This window comes from Streptomyces sp. NPDC030245, from assembly GCF_055572995.1.
In genome coordinates this window covers 93,194-107,713 of record NZ_JBVICF010000002.1, presented here as the reverse complement: position 1 = coordinate 107,713, position 14,520 = coordinate 93,194, and the positions used below count along the sequence as shown (strand labels likewise).

The 14,520-nt window shown below is 71.2% G+C and carries 10 protein-coding genes; 4 read left to right on the top strand and 6 right to left on the bottom strand.

Going from position 1 to position 14,520, the window contains the following annotated elements; all coding sequences use genetic code 11:
- The first annotated feature begins 464 nt into the window (after positions 1–464).
- Positions 465–1,703 (top strand): PucR family transcriptional regulator, encoded by a 1,239-nt coding sequence (locus ACZ4Z4_RS05100; RefSeq protein WP_468322380.1) that lies wholly within the window; start codon positions 465–467, stop codon positions 1,701–1,703.
- Positions 1,704–1,773: 70 nt separating this feature from the next.
- Here ACZ4Z4_RS05100 and ACZ4Z4_RS05095 read toward each other — a convergent pair whose 3' ends face one another.
- From ACZ4Z4_RS05095 to ACZ4Z4_RS05075, 5 genes are all read right to left on the bottom strand, one after another.
- Positions 1,774–3,204, bottom strand: coding sequence for an SMP-30/gluconolactonase/LRE family protein (locus tag ACZ4Z4_RS05095; protein ID WP_468322377.1), 1,431 nt, complete (start codon positions 3,202–3,204; stop codon positions 1,774–1,776).
- A gap of 112 nt (positions 3,205–3,316) precedes the next feature.
- Positions 3,317–4,327 carry a PucR family transcriptional regulator gene (locus ACZ4Z4_RS05090; protein ID WP_468322375.1) on the bottom strand — a complete coding sequence of 337 codons (1,011 nt, stop codon included), beginning with the start codon at positions 4,325–4,327 and terminating at the stop codon, positions 3,317–3,319.
- Between the two features lie 477 nt (positions 4,328–4,804).
- The gene (locus ACZ4Z4_RS05085; protein WP_468322372.1) at positions 4,805–7,594 is read right to left on the bottom strand and encodes a glycosyltransferase; all 2,790 of its coding nucleotides are present in this window, start codon (positions 7,592–7,594) and stop codon (positions 4,805–4,807) included.
- Entirely contained in the window at positions 7,591–9,348 is a 1,758-nt protein-coding gene (locus tag ACZ4Z4_RS05080) for an ArnT family glycosyltransferase (protein ID WP_468322370.1), read from the bottom strand. Before ACZ4Z4_RS05080 ends, ACZ4Z4_RS05085 begins: the two co-directional genes overlap by 4 nt.
- 152 nt (positions 9,349–9,500) lie before the next feature.
- Positions 9,501–10,520 (bottom strand): glycosyltransferase, encoded by a 1,020-nt coding sequence (locus ACZ4Z4_RS05075; protein WP_468322368.1) that lies wholly within the window; start codon positions 10,518–10,520, stop codon positions 9,501–9,503.
- A 352-nt stretch (positions 10,521–10,872) separates the two neighbouring features.
- Here ACZ4Z4_RS05075 and ACZ4Z4_RS05070 point away from each other — a divergent pair, with 352 nt between their 5' ends.
- Both ACZ4Z4_RS05070 and ACZ4Z4_RS05065 read left to right on the top strand, forming a co-directional pair.
- A complete protein-coding gene (locus tag ACZ4Z4_RS05070) occupies positions 10,873–11,826 on the top strand; it encodes a hypothetical protein (protein ID WP_468322366.1) in 954 nt (317 codons plus the stop codon).
- A 262-nt stretch (positions 11,827–12,088) separates the two neighbouring features.
- A complete protein-coding gene (locus ACZ4Z4_RS05065) occupies positions 12,089–12,808 on the top strand; it encodes an NADPH-dependent F420 reductase (RefSeq protein ID WP_468322363.1) in 720 nt (239 codons plus the stop codon).
- 36 nt (positions 12,809–12,844) lie between these two features.
- Here the strand turns inward: ACZ4Z4_RS05065 and ACZ4Z4_RS05060 are convergent, their stop codons facing one another.
- The gene (locus ACZ4Z4_RS05060) at positions 12,845–13,060 is read right to left on the bottom strand and encodes a DUF397 domain-containing protein (RefSeq protein WP_468322362.1); all 216 of its coding nucleotides are present in this window, start codon (positions 13,058–13,060) and stop codon (positions 12,845–12,847) included.
- Positions 13,061–13,908: 848 nt separating this feature from the next.
- Between ACZ4Z4_RS05060 and ACZ4Z4_RS05055 the strand changes: the two genes are divergently transcribed.
- Positions 13,909–14,433: a hypothetical protein gene (locus tag ACZ4Z4_RS05055; protein WP_468322359.1), complete on the top strand. Its 525-nt coding sequence runs from the start codon at positions 13,909–13,911 to the stop codon at positions 14,431–14,433.
- Positions 14,434–14,520: the final 87 nt, after the last annotated feature.

Below are 14,520 nucleotides of genomic sequence, written 5' to 3'. Positions count from 1 at the left end.
GCGCAGGCGCACTCCCGCGCCCCCCGGTTGGGGCATCGTCGTCACGCATGGTGATGGGCACGATCGCTTTCGACCGATCTTGTTAAACCCGTGGCCTACGCAGAACCTGACTTGCATTTCGGCAGACGTGCTCTGCGCACATCAGGTTGCGGTTGCCACGCCATCGCGCGGGAGCCGCCCCGCGGTGACATCGAGCTCGGAACCCTGACCAACCATGAACGGAGGCCTGCTGTGGGTGCTCACGCCAGTGATACGTGGACGACTGCGGCCGCGATCAACTGCCGCTTACCGCGAAGTCGGAGGCCGCCTCGGCCGGGACGGCGCGGGTGGCTCCACCTGTGCTCCCGTGAAGACCCCTTTGACTTGCCCTTGCCCTTGTCCTCTCACTCGGACGGCTCTGACTCGACGAGGCGATCCGTTCCTCAGTCAAGAACAGTTGGTATTCGAAAGGAGATGAACGTCTCGTGATCGCCAGCCCTCACACACACTGCCCCACCGAACTGCTCCAGTTGTCCCCGGCCCTCGTCTCGGCGGTACGCGCGGTACGCCACCACACCGGAGCGCTCGCCGGTCGACTGCTCGACGTCGGGAACGCGCCGATCGCGCTCGCCGACCACTGGACCCCCGGGCAGGTGGCCGCTGACCTCGCCGTCTGGGCCGGGGCGTTGAACGGGGAGGTCACCGCATCCGACATCGGCCCGCGCTTCGACGAACGTGGCCGTGAGCACGCCGGCCGTGGCGTCCCGCTGGAGGATGCCATCCTCCTGCAACACGCTGTTCGCGAGCTGCTCCGTGAGGCCGTCTCCACGACGATCGTCGGAAGTGGCGGCGGCATCACAGGCGTCGTAGCCCCCAGAGACGCGGAACGCCCCGTGGCCCGTGCGGAGAAGGTGGGTGTCATGCAGCTCTTCGACGAAGTGAGCGGACACAGTCTCGCTTTGGCGACCTCCGCCATCGCGTCCGGGTACCGCGCGATTCGAGCACTTCCGGCCCGCGACGCCGCGCGGCACGCCGTCCAATTCCTCGCCCGGCGGGAAACGTCTCCCGAGTTCCCCGCGTCTCCTGCGTCTCCCGCCGAACAGCCACGGCTTCCCGCGCATGTACGAACTCCGTTGTTCTGGTGCCTGGTCACGGTGGCCCAGCCCTCGGCCGAGGCGGCGGTCGGCCGCTTCCGCGTCGCCAACCCGTGGGCGCTCGTCTCCTCGGTGGAGGGGCGGGTCTTCTGCTTCTCCCACCATCGTCCGCACCCCCCCGAGGGATGCCCTCCCTACGGGCTCACCCGTCTCGAGGACGACACCGTGCGCGCGGTACGGTATGCGGAAGTCGCCGCCGACATGGCCGCACGCTTCGGTACGGACCACGTCGACGCCGACCAGGTGCTGCCGCTCATCCGCGCGCTGGAGTGGGGTCGGGAGAGGCACGAGGAGTTCCTCTCGGCCTGTCTGGGGCCGCTCTACACCTGCGAGAAGCACCACCACCTTCTCGACACCCTGCGGGTCTACCTGTCCCACGGCCTGCGCACGGCATCCGCGGCCCGGAGCCTCTACGTCCACCGGCACACACTCACCTACCGGCTGCGCTGCATCCGTTCCCTGACTGGCCTGGATCTCGACCAGCCGCTGCACCGGCTCCGTGCCGAACTGGCCCTGCTCCTGCTGCCCGCGCGGGCCGACCCCGCCGCACGGGAGCGTCCCCCGACATGACCGGTGAAGGCCCCTGACGCCGCGCTGGGTGTGCGGTGCCAGGGGCCGTGGGGGTGTGGGGGTGTGGGGGTCAGGCCTTCGGGCCGGGGCAGGTGTCGGGCTTGCCGTCCTTGTCCTTCATGACGAAGTTGGCGTCGGCGTTGCCGTTGTTGCCGACTTGGAAGTTGACGCGGGGGACTTCGCAGGGCTTGAGGGAGGCCATGGTGCCGACGACGGTGCGCAGTTCGACGGTTTCGCCGGGGGCGAGGTTGGCGTCGACGCCCTTGCACAGGGCCTTCTTGGGCTCGTCCTTGATGATCTCGCAGCCGAAGGTTTCCTTGCCTCCGTCGCGGGAGGTGTAGAGGTTCTGCTGGTCGAGCCACTTCAGGCCGCCGGGGCCGAGGTTGAGGGTGACGTCCTGGCGGCCGATGCGGTGGTCGGTGTTGTTGGTGACGGTGACCTTCGGCACCGCGTCCTTACCGGGGACGGCCGTGACGCCCTCCGCCTGCTTGATCTCCACGCCGCTCGGGCCGGGCGGTGTCGGCGGGGTCGGCTGCGACCCGTCGTCCTCCACATCGGTGACCTTCCACAGGACACCGTCGTAGTCGGCGACGTATGCGGTCCCCGACGCGTCGATCGCGACACCGTCGGGCTTGCCGAACCCGGTCACCACGTCCGTCTTGCGGCCGGTCTCCAGATCGACCTGGATCAGCTTGCCGTTGTCGTAGTCCGGGACGTATGCCTTGGTGCCGGCCGGGTTGATCGCGAGGCCCTCGGGGTTGCCCAGCCCGGTGGTCACCTCGTGTTTGCGGCCGGTGGACAGGTCGACCGCCCACAGCGCGCCGTCGCCGTCGTGGCTGGTGACGTAGGCGGTGTTCCTGGAGGGGTCCACCGCGAGCCCGTCCGCACTCCCGATGCCCGAGGCGATCAGGCTCTTGCGGCCACTGCGCAGATCGATCCGCCACACCTTGCCGCTGTCGTACGAGGCGACGTACGCGGAGCCGTGCCCGTCCAGGGCGAGGCCGGTCAGCACGCCGTCGATCCCGGTGGCGACCTCGCTCTTGGAGCCGGAGTCGAGGTCGACCGCCCACAGGGTGCTGGAGGAGTTGCTGCCGGCCACGTACGCCGTCCGGCCGTCGACGGCAACCCCCTCGGGCCGGTCGAAGCCAGTGGCGACCTGCTTCGACGCACCGCTCTTGGTGTCGGCCTGGTTGAGCACGCCACCGTAGTAGTCGGTGACGTACACGTTCCCCTTGCCGTCCAGGGCGACGCCGTCGGGGTAGCCGACGTCCTGGCTCAGCTTCCGGCAGGCTGCTGACGGGCAGTTCAAGGGGTCCGCGTCGGCCTGGGCCGTCACCCTTTGCGGGGCACTGGCCCACGCGGGTGCGGTGGAGGCCGCCGCCCCCGCTCCGGAGGTGAGCGTGGCGACGGTCAGGACCGCGGCGGCCAGCCGCGACCGTCGCCGCATGGTGTTCTTCATGGTGGTCTCCTGCTCGGGCACGATCCGGTGGGTCGCTCCCACGCGTACGAACCGTGCCTTCCGTCCGGAAACGTGCGCCTCGGTGAGCCGGGGCAAGCGGAAACCGTGGCGGATTTGGACATGTCGGCCAGCCCTGGTGCGGCTTCGTGCCTGTTCAGTGACGGCGCGGCTTCGGCAGTGTCCAGTGCCGGGTGCGGCTGAGGATGAGGGCGAGTTCCGCCCGCATCCGGTCGAAGGGGTTGTTCAGATCGAGACCGGTGAGGTCCCGGATCGAGCGCAAGCGGTACGTCATGGTGTGCCGGTGCACGTAGAGGGCGCGAGCTGCGGCCGCGACACACAGGTTGTGCGCCAGCAGGACGCTGAGCGTCTCCAGGAGGTGTGCGTAGCGCTCGGTGGTGTACAACGGCCCGAGGGAGGAGGCGATGTACGCCTCGCACTCGTCGGGCGCCACATCCAGGGCGGCGACGAGCGGAAGGACCCGTTCGCCCTCCACGCGTTCGCCGTAGTGCCTGGCGACCGCGGCGGCGAGGGCGGCTCGCCGTGCGGCGCGTGCTGTCTGGCCGTCCACCACGGGTACGAGCCCGTACGGGCCGAACACCTCTGGTTGTCGGGGGCGGTGGTGGGTGAAGGCCGTCAGGTGCGTGCCGGTGACGGCGATGACGGCCTGGGGATTGGCGTCACGGAACCGTGACAACGCGGTCCTGTAGTCCTCGCCCAGCTGCGCGGCGGACAGGCACCAGCGCGGCGCCGTGTCGGGTGCCGGAGCCGTAGGAGCGGGAAGCGGGCTCACGGCGGTTGCGGGCGTGCCTCGGTAGTGGTGGACGATGGCCGTGGTGGCAATGGCCAGGAGGTGCAGACTGAGCTGCCCGCCGGCGCCGCCCGGATCGCCGTCGGTGCCGGTCCGGCCGGTGTGGTCGGCGGCGGCCTGGTTGAGGGCGGTGACGCACACGTGCTGTTGCACCAGTGACTCCTCGCACCGGAGACCGGCCGCCGAGTGCGCGGCCGCCCGGACGTGGAAGAGCGCGACCACCCGTTCCTCGGGCAGGTCCTCGGTGAGTACGGCGATCCAGGCGGCGAGGTCGTCACTGACCGTTGCGCCGCGTCGGGGGTTGTCGGAGTCCCGCAACAGGGGCTCGCGGAGCACCTGTTGGGTCAACGCCGCCACTTGCCCGTGCAGAGGGTGTGCGGGCCGGGTGTCGGAAGCGGCAGGGCGGTGCGGTGGGAAGAGCTGAGGGATCGCTGTGTCGTGCACGGTCGCTCCTGTGGCATCGGGAAACGCACTGGTCTGCTTTCTTCGTAAACCAGCATGAATGTCCCTTCTGGCCCGGGGCTATGGACAACCGGGCGAGAAAAGCGGCCGCGACGCGCCGGGTAAACGGTGCATTGTGTCCAACAAACGCGCTGCTCGACGCGGCAGGGCCCGCCCGGTCTCCGGCGCCGGCATGGCAAAAGACGCCTCACGGCAGCGCGGTTCGGGGCGGCGGGCGCTGCACCATGTATCCGCACGCCCTGCTCTGACTGCTGCGGCACGGTTGCCCGGTGTCCAACGGGAGGTGCTGCCCGCCACCGCCTGGCTGACCGTCGCCGCCGCGCAACGCGGCAGGTGACCGCGCGGCGGGACGGGGCACGGGGGCTGCACCACTCACTCGGGGTGCGGTTCCCGCGTACCCGAATCCAGTGCGGCTGCCCGCCGGTACAGGGCGAGTTGGCGCTCGGCCACGTCGTCCCAGTCGAGGCGGCGCACGGTCGCCGGGCCCCCGGAGCCCAGAGAACGGCAGCGCGCGGGGTCACCGGCCAGTTCCGTGAGCGCCCGGCTGTAGGCGGCCACGTCCTCCGGTGGGACCCTGACGCCCACCGACTCCGTCACCAGGTCGCGCAGGCAGGGCAGATCGAAGGCGAGGACGGGCGTGGAGGCCGCCAGCGCTTCAGCGGCCACCATGCCGAACGTCTCCGAGCGGCTCGGCACACACACCAGTCGGGCTCCGGCGAGCAGGCGGAAGCGGGCGTCACCGTCGACACGGCCCAGCCAGCGGACGCGGTGGCCGATGCCCAGCCGCGCCGCCAGGGTCCGGGCCGCCCGCTCGTCGGGGCCGTCCCCGGCGACCAGCAGCTCCGTCGCCAGGCCGGGAGCGGCGTCGGCGTAGGCCCGCAGGAGAAGGTCGAGCCCCTTGGACTTCGTCTCCAGGCGCCCCAGGTAGAGCAGGTGGTCGCGCGGGGTCGGCTGGGGAGGGACGAAGGCGGCCGGGGCGAGCCCGTTGGGCAGGACGGTGACGTCGGCGCCGGGGTGGCGCCGGCGCAGTTCGGCGGCGAGGTGCCGACCCACGGTGATCAGACAGGTGTGAGAGCGCAGGCCGCGCCCTTCGATCAGGTGGAAGGGGAGCCGATAACGGGCCGTCATCTCTGCTGCCGAGAGCCACTGCACCACTCCCACGACCGGGCGACGGGTCAGGTACGGGACGCAGACGCTGGAGAAGGGCGGCACGAAGTCCTCCACGACGAGGTCCGGATCCGTGCGGCGCAGCAGCCAGGGAAGACCGAGCGTGATGACGGGGAAGTAGGCCATCTGATAGAGGAAGCGGTGCCGGGCCAGGGGTCCGATCCGAGGCGGCAGCGGCCAGTAGCGCACACCGTCGCGGACCCTGGGCGCGCAACCCGGCCAGGGGGCGCATACGACGGTGACCTCGACGCCCTTCGCGGCCAGGCGGCGGTTGACCTCGTGGGCGCGCATTGCCGCGCCACCGGCCCCGGGGCTGTGCGGGGCATCGAAGCCGAGGTGGAGGACGCGGAACGGCCCGCCGCCGCGGCGCCGGGGGCGGGCGGCCAGGCCCGCGGCGAGCAGCAGCGCGCACGCCCCGGGCAGCCACACAGCCGGGTGGGGCCGCAGTGCGGACAGGGCCACGGCGGCGAGAGCGGCGGCGGCCAGGGGCGCTGTCGCACCCCCGGCCGGACCGAGGCCCGGGACCCGGCGCCGTGTGAGGGCCACGGACCCGGCCGCGACAACGGTGGTGACGACCGCCGTACCCCAGGCCAGCACCGCTGGACGGTCCGCGGTGAGGCCGGTGGCGGACGCCAGGACCACACAGCCGGCGGCCAACAGCAGTACGGCGGGGCGGGCGCCCGGCCCGGCGCGGAAGACGGTCGTGGTCACGGTGAGGGTCGCGCCGGCCAGACCGGCGATGCCCAGCGGAAGCAGCAGGGAGGATGAATCGGCGTACGAGGCGGGGAGCAGCAGAGCGAGGAGCTCGCGGGGGCAGGTGGCCACGACGGTGGTCAGGCAGCCGGCGGTGATCCAGTGGGTGCGCAACGCCTCCTGCACTGCCGTACGGCCGCCCGTACTGGAAGGGCCGCTCGCCACCAGACGCGGGAAGAGCACGGTGGCCGTGGCCGACGCCAGATGGAGCGGGACACGGGCCAGGACGACCAGCGCCTGATACGGGGCCAGCAGCGCGGACCCGCCCAGGACGGCCGTGGACAGCGCCACGTCCAAGGTCAGCATCAGGCACAGCAGCAGCTGCACGACGGTGACCGAACAGGCGCGGCTCCACAGTCCGCTCGGCGGTGCGACGGCCGGGGCTTCCGCCGACGTACGGAGAGCGGTCCGGCGCCAGGGTCGATACCGAGGCGGGTCCGGGGCTCCGGGTCGGCCCCGTAGCAGGGACTTGAGCCGGAAGCGGAACCGAACCCGATGGAACCAGGGACGCGGGTGCGGCTCGACCCCGGGCCGGCCGGAGCGGTCTCGCCGGGCCCTCTGCCCGCCCAGGCGGACCGCGGCGAGTGCGCCCAGGGCGGAGGCCCCCGCGGCGGTGGCCGTGGCACCGACCGCACCGGCGGCTCCCCATCCGGCGGCGACGGCGACGAGTGCGGCGCAACAGCGCACGGCTGTCTCCGCCAGTTGCAGCCCGGCCACGTGCTGGAACCCGCCCACGCCCTGGAGGTAACCGGCGCCCGCGGAGTTGCACCAGATCGCCAGGCAGGCGGCGGCGGTGGCGGCGAGCAGACCGGACCCGGCGTACGGAGCCACGGCCAGGCAGGCCGCGAGGGCGCTCGTCACGCCCAGCGTCGCCGTCATCCGGAGGCAGGCACGCACGGCGGCGCGGCGCAGGGGAGTGCCGCCGGGGGTGCTCACCACCTCGCGGGCGAGGACGGCCGGAACCGTGGCGGTGGACAGGACACCGACGGTCAGGAGGACGGAGGTGGCGGCGGCGAAGAGGGTGTACTGGCCGGGCGGCAGCAGACGTACCAACACCAGCGACAGCCCGTAGTGGCCGACGCCCGCAAGCACGGTGGAAGCGGCCAGCAGCATGGCGGCGGAGCCGGTGGACCCGGTGGACCCGGCGGACCCGGTGGACCCGGCGGACCCGGCGGCATCGGGCCCACCCTTAGCAGCAGCCTCATACCCCCGTACGCGACCGGACGGGGCGGCGTCGGTCACCGGGCACGCTCCGGAGCGGCCGCGGGAGCGCAGCACGACGCCGAGGTGGATGCCGTGACCAGCCCCCGGACGTCGTAGAGACGCAACGCCCCGTTGCTGACCCCGGCTTCGCGGCGCGCGAGCCGGGCCCGCCGCTCGACGTCTCTCAGGAGGCCGGGACTGATGGCGGCGGGCCCCTGGGCCTCCAGCTGGGTGTCGGACAGCAGCAGGTAGTCGGCGCGGTGGTGGGCGAGGTCTGCCCGGTTGTTCCATGTGCCCTTGACGGTACGGGGGAGGAGGAGCGTCGGCGTCTCCTCGGTGACGGCCACGCGGACGTCCGGCGGGAGGTGACGGGAGGTCCAGCCGATCAGGCGACGGTACGCATCGTCCTCACGCGTGTGCACCTGCGACCACGCCACGGTGTCCACCGTCAGGGCGGCGACCAGGAGGAACACCGGAACCAGCCGGCGGCAGGAGGCGATGGGGACGGATTTCCCACGACACAGCAGTAGTTCCGCACTCATGGCGAGAGCGACGGTGCCCAGGACGGGCAAGGGATAGAACATCTGCTCCTCGCACGTGCCCCACAACACGGCGTACAGCAGCGCGGGCAGGGCGCATGCACCCCACACCGCGATCAGTGGACGTACGGGCGCACCCACGAACGACCAGGGGTGGTTCAGGAGTTGCCACAGCAGGCAGCAGGTGGCGGCGGCCCCGCAGAGGATCAGGGTGTACGAGACGCTGAGATGACCGGCGTTGGCCAGCAAGCGGTCGGAGAAGCCGTCAGTGGCCTCCGGACGGTGGAACCCGGTGGTCTGCTTCAGCCCGACAGCGCGGGCTACCCCGTCGAGTTTCTGTTCCCGCCAGGCGGGCCAGCCGCCCGTGCCGCATACGACGGTCACGTAGGTCGCGTAACCGGCGGCCGCGACGGCGGAGGCCGTCAGCATCATGCGCCGCGTCGTACCGGTGGACACCGCGCCGAGCAGGAGGGCCGGCCCGACGGTGATGAGGACGTACCAGTCCTTGGTGAGGACGGCCACCGCGAACAGCAGGCCGCCCGCGACCGCTCCAACGCGGCGCCCGCGGGTGGTGGCAGAGGTCTGGGCGAGCACCAGCATCCCTGCTGCCGCCGCGGCGGTGGCCTGGCTCTCCAGCATGACGCGGCTGTCGAAGCGGCCCAGGAACGGGTCGACGGCCAGCAGCAGCCCGGCCGCCCCGGCGATGCCGGGTCGTACGGTCCGGTGCAGCAGGGCGGTGACGGTGACGACCAGCAGCGACCCGGTGACGGCGACAACGGGCCGCACGGCCAAGACCGTCGACAGCAGGTCACCATGGCCACCGCCGGTCACGCGCAGGACGGACGCCAGCACCGCGAAGAGGGCCGGAGGATGCAGGGCGAACAGCTCACCGTTGAACGTAAGGTCGTGCCCGGTGGCGAGGTTGTGGGCGATGTCGGTGTAGTACAGCTCGTCCACGAACACGTCGTACGACGTGTCGAGGGCCGTCAGCCGCGCGCCGAGGGCCAGGGCGAACAGCACGCCCAGCGCTGCGGCGCGGCGGCCCCGCCCGCGCGATTCCACCTGGCCACGGGTGTCGGCGCGCCGGTACCGGTCAAGGAGGTCCGCGTGGCGTGCGGGGCGTACGGCGACCCCCGCACCGTCGGGATCGATGCCCGCGCGGGAGAGCCGTTCACGGGCGGCATGGACGTCGTGGTCCTTCAGCAGCAGAGTGGGGCGGTGGGCCGAGACACCGACCAGGACGGTTGCCCCCAAGAGGCTCGGGTCGGCACCATCAAGGGCCGCACGGGGCAGGCTGACCAGCGCGGCGCGGACGCCCGTGGTGCCTCTGCCCGGCCTCGCATCCGAGGACGCCCTCTGCCTTTCGCCCCGGCGACTGGCCACAGCGGCGGCCCCCTTTCTCCGCCTCATCGCCTGGGAGCGGGGGTTTGAGCGGGGGCGGAATCGCTCCCGGGCGTCGTGCAGGCAACACTCCGGGGCGTCGTGCTGCCAGGGGAGGGACCGTCGCCCGGTACTGAGCCGTTTCCCGGCACGGAGCGGTTGCCCGGCACGGGCTCGTCGTCCGGCGAGGGCGGGGTCCCCGAGCCGCGTCCGGCCCTCCGCAGGCGGCGTACCGCCCCGTACAACTGCACCAACTCCGCCGCAGTGGGCCATGCGTGGCGCAGCGGCCGGAACGTGGAACCGCCCCGGTCGTTCCAGGTGACCGGGAACTCGGCGATGCGCAGGCCCGACGCCCTCGCCCGTGCGACGAGTTCGAGGTCGAAGACGAAGCCGGAGGTCATCAGGTCGCGGAACAGGAAACACGCCGCGTCGGCCGTGAAGAACTTGAACCCGCACTGTGTGTCGGCGACGGGCCCGGCCAGTGGACGGGACAACAGGCGGAACCCGGCCCCGCACAGCCGTCGCGCGGTCGGCTGCCGGGTGCGTACGCGTGCGCCCGGGCAGCGGCGTGAACCGATGACCACGTCGAAGCCCCGGCCCAGCAGGGCCACCGCGTCGTCGAGGGCGTCGGCGGAGGTGGCGAGGTCCGCGTCGCAGAAGCCCCGCCACTTCGCGCGGGATGTCAGCATGCCCCGGGCCACCGCCGCCCCCTTGCCCGGCCGGGCGCAGCCGGTCACGGTCACCGCGATGCCCGACGCGGCCAGCCGGTCCACGCACTCCAGCGTCCGGTCGCTGCTGCCGTTGTCCACCACGCGCAGCGCGCAGCTCAAGGGGAGCGTCCGCGCGCGCTGGCTGAGGGACCGCACGGTGGGGCCCAGCCGTTCCTCTTCGTTGCGGGCGGGGACGATGATCTCCAGGTCGAGTGGGTACGTGGCCGCGGGTCCGGTGTCGGGGGACTGCGCCGGTCCGGCGGGCCGCGGACCGCCGAGTGCTGGGCGGAGGTCCGGCGTCAACAGACCCGCGGGTGTGCTGGGGAGCTGAGTCACGGCGAGGTGCCCTTCGGAGTCGATGGTTCAGGCGACGGTGACGGGTACCGGACCGCGGGACTCGACGGGCCGGGAAGCGGGCCGTCCGTGTGGTTGGCACGGGCCGGTACCCGTTCCGAGCGTCCCCTCCACCGGTTCCGCATCCCGCACGCCGACCGGCCGGACAGGCCGATGTGGCCTCGTCGGGGACGCCTGGGAGCACTCCTCGTCACCGGCTTTCGACCGAGCGGCCAGGACTGGGCCCCCGCCCGCATGGCTGTCGGTCCGGGAGCGCATCTCCGCTTTTGAGGGCGAGAGTCACGAAGCGGCGGGATACCCCGCCCCACCTCCGCCCACGACAAGGAGATTCATCATGCGCACAGCAACGAACACCCGCGGGCCCGCCCGTGGACGGATGCCGTCCGGCGCGGGACGGTGGGCGGCCGCCGCGATGGCCGTGGCCGCCCTCACCGGCGGCGTCCTGGCCTCCGTACCCGCGGTGGCCGTCGCCCAGTCGGCACAGGCTCCGTCCGTGCGCCTCACGGAGCGGCCGCCGCAGGAGAACGTGCCCGAGCTGGAGGCCGGTGGCGCGGAGCAGAAGGTGATCCTCCCGCCGAACAACCGAAGCTACAACCACCCGACCGAACTGACGGTCCAGGCCCCGCCGCACACGCGCATCACCCACATCAACCCCAACTGCTCGGGCATGTCATGCCCGGTGACGATCTCGCCGGACGGCAAGACGGCACGGGTGGCGTTCAACAGCCACAACCACATCAACAGCCTGCCCTACGACGTGTTCCTGCGGGCGGACAAGGACGCCCCGCTGGTCGGCGGGACATTCCACGGTTCGTTCACGGCCGCCGGCGAGACGCAGGACCTGACGGTCAAGATCAAGTCGCGCCCCGTGGTGCAGGTCGAGGGCGTGACCGCGGTACCGGGTGGCATGGCCGTGCCGAAGGTGATCGTCACCAACACCACGGGCGAGCGGATCGGCAAGCGCGACGTCACCCTCACCCTCGGTCCGGGCGGGCTGCACTGGATGGGCTGGCAGAGCCTCTACACGCCGCGCAACGGCGGCACGGAGGAGTTCAAGTGCCGCATCGACCAGAACGACTCCGACAAGGTCCTGTGCAAGGACGTCAACCTCAACCTGGACCCCGGCGAGTCGATCGAACTGCGCACCATCGTGGGCACCCACAAGTCCCTGACGCCGTGCGAGGTGCCGCGGGTGAACTTCTCGGTGGACGGTCTCGGCGCCGGTGACGCCAACTTCGTCATGAAGGACGAGAACGGCAACCCGCCGGTCTGCCCTGAGCCCCACTGACCGAGCCGAGGGCGCCCGGCTGTACATGGCCGGCCGGGCGCCCTCCCAAGCCGGCCGGGCGTACTTCCGAGCCGACCAGGCGTCCTTCCGAGTAGCCCATCTCGCGCAGACGGCCCAAGCCTCGGCGGACGGTGCGGACGGTCACCTATCCGGTCATGTCGCTGGTCGTGACTACCACCATGACCGAGTCAAAGGACACATCCTGTCCTAAAAGGGTCTTAGTGTGGAGCTGCCCAATCCCAGCAAAGCGGGAGATAGTTCCATGAAGATCTCAGTCCTCGGCACCGGCGGGGGCGCACGCGCGCACGCGGCCAAGCTCGTCGAACTCGGGCACGAGGTGGTCGTCGGCACCCGCGACCCGGAGGTGACGCTGGCCCGTACCGAGCCGGACATGATGGGCAACGTGCCCTACGGCCAGTGGCTGGAAGGCCACCCCGGCATCAGCCTTGAGTCTTTCGGGGACGCGGCGGCCGCCGCCGACGAGGTGGTCATCAACGGCATCGACGGCCACCACTCCGTCGCCGCCCTGACCGCCATCGCCGACCGGCTCGCCGGCAAGACGCTCATCGACTACGCCGTTCCCTTCGTCTACCAGCATCAGAGCGAGCACCCCTGGCCCACGCCGTGGGGCGTCATGCCGAAGCTGGACCCGTGCGACACCGACAGCCTCGCCGAGCAGATCCAGCGCGCTCTGCCCGCCACGAAGGTCGTGAAAAGCTTCGTCACCCAGGAGCAGGCCACCGTCGTAAACCCGGCCTCCGTCGGCGGTGGCGACCACACCATGTTCGTCGCAGGCGACCACGCCGACGCCAAGCAGCACGCCAACGACCTGCTGAGGTCCTACGGCTGGACCGACATCCTCGACCTCGGCCCCCTGGTCTGCGCCCGAGGCATGGAGATGTACGCCCACATGCACTCCGCCATCGGCTTCGGCCTCGGCCAGCAGTTCGGCGGCCACTTCGGCATCAAGGTCGTCCGCTGAGCCACCCTCGCCGCCGGGTAATCCGGCACGACGGCTTCAGAATTCGCCGTCTCGTACGCCGGCGCAGAAGGCGGCCCACTCTTCCTGCGTGAAGCGCAGGTCCGGCCGGTCCGGGTTCTTGGAGTCGCGCAGGGCGACGGCTCCCTCGGGGAGGTGGGCCACTTCGACGCAGGCGCCGTCTCCTCCGCTGTAGCTGCTCTTGTGCCACCGCGCGTCGCCCGCGTCCTCGCTGTACAGCCTCTGCTTGCGCATGGTCCCTCCTTCGACAAGCGGTCGGGTCGGCATGTGTCCAGCTTCAGCTTCTGTGCAGGCCACGACGGGTTGGGGTACGCCATACGGGTGACCCCGCGCCTCGGTCACCGGACCCGACCAGGACGTGCGGATGGCAGCGGCCGACGCCGTGCTGCGGGGCGGTGCTGGATCGTCTACGCAGCACTCGGGGGCCTGCCCCTGGTGATCGACGCCGGACAGGTCGGCTGGCCATGTGCCGAGCCGCGCCTAGGTTGCACGGTTTCGTAGCTCTCGTGGTGGCGGTCCGTCAGGTGTCGAATTCACCTGCACCATCAGGCCTCGGGCGTCTTGGTGTTCCTGGCGCCCGTGCCGGCGCGACGGCATCCGGGTCACCCTCCACCAACGGAGACGGGACGGTCGACGAATACGAGCGGCCGAACTGAGCACGCGGGAGCGCGCGTGCGGCAGCCCGGGTCCTCACGCGTTCGGTCCTGCCCAAGGTGGCCTGCGCTCGGTCCGCCTGAACTATCGCCGTCCAGCCGGGCCCATGTGTCCTTGTCGTGCCGCCGAGCCCATCCCCGGCAGGGCCCATTTCCGAGCGGAAATTGCACAGGGGCCACCCCGAAACGAAGTGACCGATTAATCCGCGTGTGCGTTGCATGTAACTTCAGTGAGGATCGTCACGCAATGGTGATTGGCGATGCCCCTGAGTGGTCCGTTATGTTCATGATCATTCCGCTCGGGGCCGGGCCCAACCCCGCCCCGACCCGGGGAATTACAGGCGGATGCGGGCGCCAGTGCACAGGTTTCGCAAGCCCAGGTGCACTCGTGACGCCCACACCCTTTTCACCTTCAATCAAGGAGCATACGTGAACCGCAAGGGACTGCGCATAGCCGCCGCCGTTGCCACGGCCGGCGTCGCCTTCGGAGTCGCCGCCCCGATGGCATCGGCCACTGAAGCCCACCGCGCGCAGGAAGCAGCCGTACAGTCCGAGGAGGCGCTGCGCCCGACAGCGAGCGACGTGCGCGACCTCATCTCGCGCATGCGCACCGATGGTGCGAGCGAGCAGGAGATCGAGCAGTTCGAGCTCTACGCCCAGCAGTTGGAGAACCCGCACCACCGCACGAAGCGAGCCCTGGGAATGGGCACGATCGTGCGCAAGCTGATCGTCGCGGGTCTGCGTCACGGCGGCACCTGGGCCGGCAAGATCCTGGGCAAGGTCAACAAGAAGACCGGACGGTACGTCGGTAAGTACGGCAACAAGATCGCCGACGCGATCGAGGACGTCGAGGGCTGGAGCGAGACCGCCCTGAGCATCGCCCTGGTCCGCGCCGGTGTCCCGACCGACGTCGCTCGCGACCTCGCGCACGCGATCATGCTCGTCGCAATCTGAGCCTTGCCCCATGAGCGTCGGGCCGCGCTCTCCGTGCCCCGCGAGGGCGCGGCCCGCCTCAGGAACTGCCCACTTGCGCCAGGAAGG

Bases quoted from the DNA above. Each gene is read 5' to 3' on its own strand.
- ACZ4Z4_RS05070 (WP_468322366.1), top strand. From the start codon at position 10,873: ATGCGCACAGCAACGAACACCCGCGGGCCCGCCCGTGGACGGATGCCG.
- ACZ4Z4_RS05065 (WP_468322363.1), top strand. From the start codon at position 12,089: ATGAAGATCTCAGTCCTCGGCACCGGCGGGGGCGCACGCGCGCACGCG.
- ACZ4Z4_RS05060 (WP_468322362.1), bottom strand. From the start codon at position 13,060: ATGCGCAAGCAGAGGCTGTACAGCGAGGACGCGGGCGACGCGCGGTGG.